The organism is Vibrio sp. OPT46 (assembly GCF_015163535.1).
GTDB lineage: Bacteria > Pseudomonadota > Gammaproteobacteria > Enterobacterales > Vibrionaceae > Vibrio > Vibrio alginolyticus.
In genome coordinates this window covers 43,775-50,646 of the sequence record NZ_JADDYG010000236.1, presented here as the reverse complement: position 1 = coordinate 50,646, position 6,872 = coordinate 43,775, and the positions used below count along the sequence as shown (strand labels likewise).

At 45.2% G+C, this 6,872-nt stretch carries 6 protein-coding genes and 1 pseudogene; 6 read left to right on the top strand and 1 reads right to left on the bottom strand.

Annotated features, from left to right (window positions below):
- Positions 1-186: 186 nt before the first annotated feature.
- Positions 187-945, top strand: a complete 759-nt coding sequence (locus IQR33_RS09725; protein WP_005382162.1) for a Nif3-like dinuclear metal center hexameric protein — start codon at positions 187-189, stop codon at positions 943-945.
- Between the two features lie 92 nt (positions 946-1,037).
- Here IQR33_RS09725 and IQR33_RS09720 read toward each other — a convergent pair whose 3' ends face one another.
- Positions 1,038-2,327, bottom strand: a complete 1,290-nt coding sequence (locus tag IQR33_RS09720) for a citrate synthase (protein WP_005382163.1) — start codon at positions 2,325-2,327, stop codon at positions 1,038-1,040.
- A 396-nt stretch (positions 2,328-2,723) separates the two neighbouring features.
- Between IQR33_RS09720 and sdhC the strand changes: the two genes are divergently transcribed.
- The 5 genes and pseudogenes from sdhC to IQR33_RS32695 form a co-directional block, all read left to right on the top strand.
- Positions 2,724-3,116, top strand: a complete 393-nt coding sequence (gene sdhC / locus IQR33_RS09715) for a succinate dehydrogenase cytochrome b556 subunit (RefSeq protein ID WP_017634811.1) — start codon at positions 2,724-2,726, stop codon at positions 3,114-3,116.
- Positions 3,110-3,454 carry a succinate dehydrogenase, hydrophobic membrane anchor protein gene (gene sdhD / locus IQR33_RS09710; RefSeq protein ID WP_005382169.1) on the top strand — a complete coding sequence of 115 codons (345 nt, stop codon included), beginning with the start codon at positions 3,110-3,112 and terminating at the stop codon, positions 3,452-3,454. Before sdhC ends, sdhD begins: the two co-directional genes overlap by 7 nt.
- Positions 3,455-5,221, top strand: coding sequence for a succinate dehydrogenase flavoprotein subunit (sdhA, locus tag IQR33_RS09705; protein WP_005382172.1), 1,767 nt, complete (start codon positions 3,455-3,457; stop codon positions 5,219-5,221).
- A 15-nt stretch (positions 5,222-5,236) separates the two neighbouring features.
- Complete coding sequence (locus IQR33_RS09700; protein WP_005382174.1) at positions 5,237-5,947, top strand: succinate dehydrogenase iron-sulfur subunit; 711 nt, start codon at positions 5,237-5,239, stop codon at positions 5,945-5,947.
- A gap of 171 nt (positions 5,948-6,118) precedes the next feature.
- A pseudogene (locus IQR33_RS32695) lies at positions 6,119-6,872 on the top strand (2-oxoglutarate dehydrogenase E1 subunit family protein); the annotation flags it as partial.

Below are 6,872 nucleotides of genomic sequence, written 5' to 3'. Positions count from 1 at the left end.
ACTAAATTTGCTTTTGAGGGTAGGGTGGCTAGCATCGATATTAGGGTTCGAGATACACTTTAAAGACCTAAATGATATCAAGGTGCCAGATGTCAAAACGTTGTTGTATCAACTAGGTTGCACTCTTTCGTCTGATTCCATCGAGAGGTTATTTAGGTTTACATGCGCTAGAAATTGGAAGTAATAATGAATAACTTAAAGCTAGAACAGATTCTTAATGACAAACTGTCACCGCAGTTAATTAAAGATTACGCACCAAATGGGTTACAGGTAGAAGGGAAATCAGCGGTAAAGCGTGTTATCACTGGCGTAACCGCCTCTCAAGCCTTAATCGATAAAGCGATTGAGCTTAATGCAGACGCATTGCTTGTTCATCATGGCTATTTTTGGAAAGGTGAGCCTGAGCCAATTCGTGGCATGAAAGGTAAACGAATTCGTAGCCTGATCAAAAATGATATCAACTTATATGGTTATCACCTTCCTCTAGATATTCATCCAGAGCTAGGCAACAACGCTGAATTAGCTCGCTTACTTGAAATCGAAGTAGAAGGTGGGCTTGAAGGGCACCCTCAGTCAGTTGCTATGTTTGGGCGCTTGAAAAAGCCGATGTCTGGTGTTGAATTTGCGAGTAAGATCAACCAAGTTCTTGAAAGAGAGCCTCTGCATATCGCTCCAGAGAATACTGATAAGATGATTGAGACAGTCGGCTGGTGTACTGGTGGAGGGCAGGATTTCATTGAACTTGCTGTACAGCACGGGCTGGATGCATTTATCTCTGGAGAAATTTCAGAGCGCACCACTTATACTGCTCGTGAAATGGACATTCATTACTTTGCTGCAGGTCATCATGCTACTGAGCGTTATGGTGTTCAGGCCTTAGGCAAATGGCTAGCGGATGAATATGGCCTACATGTGGAGTTTATCGATATTGATAATCCGGTTTAGCGTTCTCCATTAATAACGTTAAACGCAAAAAAGAAAAAAGGGTTGAGACGAAAATCTCAACCCTTTTGTTTGTCTATCTTCGTACTAAAAGATCATTCACGTTCGTGAAGTGGAGAAAACTCACGTTGTGTTTCGCCAGTGTATAGCTGACGAGGACGACCGATGCGGTTCAGTGGATCGCTGTGCATTTCGTTCCAGTGAGCAATCCAGCCGATGGTACGAGAAATCGCGAAGATAACCGTAAACATAGAAACTGGAATACCAATCGCTTTAAGAATGATACCTGAGTAGAAGTCTACGTTCGGGTACAGCTTCTTAGACACGAAGTACTCATCAGAAAGTGCAATGCGCTCAAGTTCCATTGCAACGTCTAGCAGAGGGTCTTGAATGTTTAGCTCTTTGAGAACTTCATGACACGTTTCGCGCATTACTGTCGCACGTGGGTCGTAGTTCTTGTAAACGCGGTGACCAAAGCCCATTAAGCGGAATGGGTCATCTTTGTCTTTCGCGCGGTCTACATATTCAGGGATGTTATCGACGCTGCCAATCTCTTCTAGCATTCTCAAGCAGGCTTCGTTTGCGCCACCGTGAGCAGGCCCCCAAAGGGATGCAATACCAGCGGCAATACATGCAAATGGGTTCGCACCAGAAGAGCCAGCTAGGCGAACAGTTGATGTCGACGCATTCTGTTCGTGATCCGCGTGTAGAGTGAAAATCTTATCCATCGCACGGGCAACCACAGGATTTACTTCATACTCTTCGCAAGGGTTTGCGAACATCATATGCAAGAAATTCTCTGCGTAGCTAAGGTCGTTACGAGGGTAAATAAATGGCTGACCGATAGAGTATTTGTAACACATCGCCGCCAGTGTTGGCATTTTTGACAGCAGACGGTACGCTGCAATTTCGCGGTGTTCGTCGTTGTTAATGTCAAGAGAGTCGTGATAGAAGGCTGCAAGTGCTCCAACTACACCACACATTACCGCCATTGGATGAGCATCGCGTCGGAAGCCATGGAAAAAGCTTGCGATTTGCTCGTGTACCATTGTGTGACGAGTAACGGTCGTTTTGAATTGCTCGTATTGTTCTCGGGTAGGGGCTTCACCATAAAGAAGGATGTAACATACTTCTAAGTAATCTGCGTTATTGGCTAATTGATCAATCGGGAAACCGCGGTGCAAAAGAATACCTTTGCCGCCATCGATGTACGTGATTGATGATTCACAAGATGCAGTGGCAAGAAAACCTGGGTCAAAAGTAAAGTAACCATTGGCTCCCAGCTTACGAACGTCAATTACAGGTGTACCTAGCGTACCGTCCATAATTGGCAGTTCGATTGGCGCTTGACCTTCAACATGAAGGGTCGCTTTCTTATCCGCCATAACAATCTCCTTTGTTTATTATTTAATCCGTCCAGGATGTTTATGTGCCATTTTTGTACTGTTGTTAAAGCTTAAAGTCAATTTTTCTCCATCTTTGTGTGCACTTGTTATGATTTTTCTCATGAAAATCGTTAAAAATCTGTTCTATGTAGCATAATTTGTTACACCAATTGTATTAGAATGTTGCTCGCCGTATATTGGCAAAGAAAATTTTAGTTAAATCCTTATAAATTCGGGGCTAGAAACAAAGAGTGAGGTTTGTTGCTGGATTCCGTTTGTTAACAACTTGTTTACAATTATCTGAGTGGTTACTCGCGATATTTGTTAAATGGATGTTAACTTTTGTACGTTTGGAAGCTGAAATTGGTTATAACAATAAATGCTCAATGGAGCTGAGTGAGCAAGCCCGTGAAAGAAAGAAAGTCAAGACCTGTTAATTTAGATTTACAGACCATCCACTTTCCTATCACAGCAATCGCATCCATCCTACACCGTGTGTCTGGGGTAATTACGTTTGTTGCGGTGGGTATATTACTGTGGTTACTATCCATTTCTCTGTCATCCCCAATGGGTTTTATGGAAGCCGCTGACATCGTCGATAGCTTCTTCGTAAAATTCATCCTGTGGGGAATTCTTACTGCACTTGCCTACCACATCGCAGGTGGTATCCGTCACTTATTGATGGATCTAGGTCACTTTGAAGAACTAGATTCAGGCACGATGAGCGCTAAAGTCGCGTTTGGTGCAACAGCAGTATTATCATTATTGGCGGGGATCTTGGTATGGTAAAACACGTATCTTCATTTGGTCGTAATGGTGTACACGATTTCCTACTAATTCGTGCAACTGCAATCATTATGACGCTATACACGATTTATCTGATTAGCTTCTGTGCATTTTCAGATATCTCTTACGCATCTTGGACCCAATTCTTTGGTGGTACCTTCACTAAAGTATTCACCATGTTGGCACTTGTCTCGATCCTGATTCACGCTTGGGTTGGTTTGTGGCAAGTATTAACTGATTACATTAAGTGCGCGAAACTACGTGGCGCACTACAACTTGGTGTTATTGCCGTGCTATTCGGCTATGTCTTCTCTGGTCTATTTATTCTGTGGGGTGCGTAAGTGTCTATTCCAGTTCGTGAGTTTGATGCCGTAGTAATCGGCGCTGGTGGTGCAGGTATGCGCGCTGCACTACAAATTTCAGAGCAAGGCCTATCATGTGCTTTGTTGTCAAAAGTATTTCCAACACGTTCTCATACTGTGTCTGCACAGGGCGGCATTACCGTTGCTCTGGGTAACTCGCACAAAGACGATTGGCAATGGCACATGTACGATACCGTTAAAGGTTCCGACTACATCGGTGACCAGAACGCGATTGAATACATGTGTAAAAATGGTCCTGAGTCAGTTATCGAGCTTGAAAAAATGGGTCTTCCATTCTCTCGTTTTGATAACGGTACCATATACCAACGTCCATTCGGTGGCCAATCTAAAGAGTTTGGTGGTGAGCAGGCTGCTCGTACAGCCGCTGCTGCAGACCGTACTGGTCACGCACTTCTTCACACGCTTTACCAGCAAAACGTAAAACACAAAACAACCATCTTCTCGGAGTGGTACGCTTTGGATCTTGTGAAAAACCAAGACGGCGCAATCATGGGTTGTACTGCGATTTGTATGGAAACGGGTGAAATCTGTTACTTCAAATCGAAAGCAACCATTCTAGCTACAGGTGGTGCAGGTCGTATTTACGCATCGACCACTAACGCGCACATCAACACGGGTGATGGCGTTGGTATGGCACTTCGCGCAGGCGTTCCAATGCAAGACATGGAAATGTGGCAGTTCCACCCAACAGGTATTGCTGGCGCGGGTGTTCTAGTGACGGAAGGTTGTCGTGGTGAAGGTGGTTACCTTCTAAATAAAGATGGTGAACGCTTCATGGAGCGCTACGCACCAAACGCGAAAGACCTTGCTGGTCGTGACGTGGTTGCTCGTTCAATGATGATTGAAATTCGTGAAGGCCGCGGCTGTGATGGTCCTTGGGGTCCACATATCAAGTTGAAACTTGATCACCTTGGTAAAGAAGTACTTGAATCACGTCTACCAGGTATCTGTGAACTGTCTCGTACATTTGCACACGTTGACCCAGTGAAAGAGCCAATTCCAGTAATTCCAACTTGTCACTACATGATGGGTGGTGTACCTACTCAAGTCTCTGGCCAAGCAATTAAGCAGAAGGCCGACGGTAGCGAGATGGAAGTACAAGGCCTTTACGCATGTGGTGAGATTGCTTCTGTATCGGTACACGGTGCTAACCGTCTGGGCGGCAACTCATTACTAGACTTGGTCGTATTTGGTCGTGCTACTGGCTTGCACCTTGGCGAAACGCTAGCAGCGCAAGCAGAAGCTCGTCCTGCAACAGAATCTGATATTGAAGCGTCTCTAGCGCGTACTATGCGTTGGGAAAACAGCACTGGTGGTGAAGATCCAGTTCAGATTCGTAAAGACCTACAAGCATGCATGCAAAACAGCTTCTCGGTATTCCGTGAAGGCGATGCGATGGCAACCGGTCTAGAAGAGTTGAAAGTGATTCGCGAACGTTTGAAAGATGCGCATCTAGCGGACAAGTCTTCAGAGTTCAACACGCAGCGTATTGAGTGTCTAGAACTTGATAACCTGATGGAAACCGCGTTTTCAACTGCCGTTGCAGCAAACTACCGTACAGAGAGTCGTGGCGCACATGCTCGTTTCGATTTCCCTGAGCGTGATGATGAGAACTGGCTATGCCACTCTATCTACAATCCGGAAACAGAAGCGATGACTAAGCGTGATGTAAACATGACGCCAACGCATCGTGAAGCTTTCCCGCCGAAAGTACGTACATACTAAAGGGAGGATACGACTATGAAATTAAACTTCTCTTTATACCGTTACAATCCGGATGTGGATACCAAGCCTTACATGAAAGAGTATACCCTTGAGGTAGACGAAGGCTCAGACATGATGGTGCTTGATGCATTGATTCTGCTAAAAGAGCAAGATCCAAGCATCGCGTTCCGTCGCTCATGCCGTGAAGGGGTATGTGGTTCTGATGGTTTGAATATGAATGGTAAAAACGGCCTAGCGTGTATCACACCGTTATCTGCTCTACAAGGCGATAAGATAGTTATTCGTCCACTACCAGGGTTACCTGTCGTGCGCGATCTTATCGTTGACATGACGCAGTTCTATGATAACTATGCGAAAGTTAAACCATTCTTGATTGATGATGGTGCATTACCACCATCACGTGAGAACCTACAATCGCCTGATGATCGTGCGCATTTAGATGGATTGTACGAATGTATCATGTGTGCATGTTGTACAACGTCTTGCCCATCATTCTGGTGGAACCCTGATAAATTCATCGGCCCAGCTGGTCTTCTCGCAGCGTACCGTTGGCTAATTGATAGCCGCGATACGGCAACAGATGAACGTTTGTCTGATCTTGATGATGCATTTAGCGTTTTTCGTTGCCATGGCATCATGAATTGTGTAAGTGTTTGTCCTAAGGGATTAAATCCGACGAAAGCCATCGGTCACATTAAGTCGATGTTGGTTAATCGTTCGGTTTAATTTACTCGCTCTTAGGAGTGTCGCAGTGTTGCGGATCACCCGATATGACCGCTTCACTGCTTCAGTAATATTCGAGTAAAGAATACAAAAATTGCCGACCGTATTTTTAGTCGGCTCTTATAGCTCGGCAAAGACCGAAGCAAACGTGAAAACTACTGGTTAAGGGAAAATATGCACAACGGCGTGATGAAGGCATGGCTCGAGTCTTCACACTTGGCTGGCGCCAATGCAACGTATGTAGAGGACCTCTACGAACTGTATCTAAGTGATCCCGATCTGGTAAGTGAGGAGTGGAAACGTGTTTTTGAAGGCTTGCCTAAGCCATCAGAAGAAGTGGCAGAACAACCACATTCACGTGTCCGCGACTACTTCCGACGACTCGCTAGAGAAACAAAGCATTACAATGTCCAAGTTAGTGACCCAGATGTCGATGCAAAACAAGTAAAAGTTCTACAGCTAATCAACGCATACCGTTTCCGCGGGCATGAAGCTGCAGAATTAGACCCACTAGGTCTATGGCAACGCCCAACAGTGGCGGAGTTAGACCCTGCTTTTCATAATCTTACCGAAGATGACTTCGAAGAAACTTTCAACGTAGGTTCTTTTGCTGTTGGGCAAGAAACCATGAAGTTGAAAGATATCTATGAAGCCCTCAACAAAACTTATTGCGGTTCCATCGGTGCTGAATACATGCACATGACTGACACAGAGCAAAAGCGTTGGATTCAGCAACGCCTTGAGTCTGTCGTAGGCCAGCCATCATTCAACAAAGATGAGAAGCGCACATTCCTAGAAGAGCTAACAGCCGCTGAAGGTTTGGAGCGTTACCTCGGGGCGAAATTCCCAGGTGCAAAACGTTTCTCTTTAGAAGGTGGTGATGCGCTGATTCCGATGACGAAAGAGTTGATCCGTCATGCGGGTACAA

Bases quoted from the DNA above. Each gene is read 5' to 3' on its own strand.
- IQR33_RS09725 (WP_005382162.1), top strand. From the start codon at position 187: ATGAATAACTTAAAGCTAGAACAGATTCTTAATGACAAACTGTCACCG.
- IQR33_RS09720 (WP_005382163.1), bottom strand. From the start codon at position 2,327: ATGGCGGATAAGAAAGCGACCCTTCATGTTGAAGGTCAAGCGCCAATC.
- sdhD (WP_005382169.1), top strand. From the start codon at position 3,110: ATGGTAAAACACGTATCTTCATTTGGTCGTAATGGTGTACACGATTTC.
- IQR33_RS09700 (WP_005382174.1), top strand. From the start codon at position 5,237: ATGAAATTAAACTTCTCTTTATACCGTTACAATCCGGATGTGGATACC.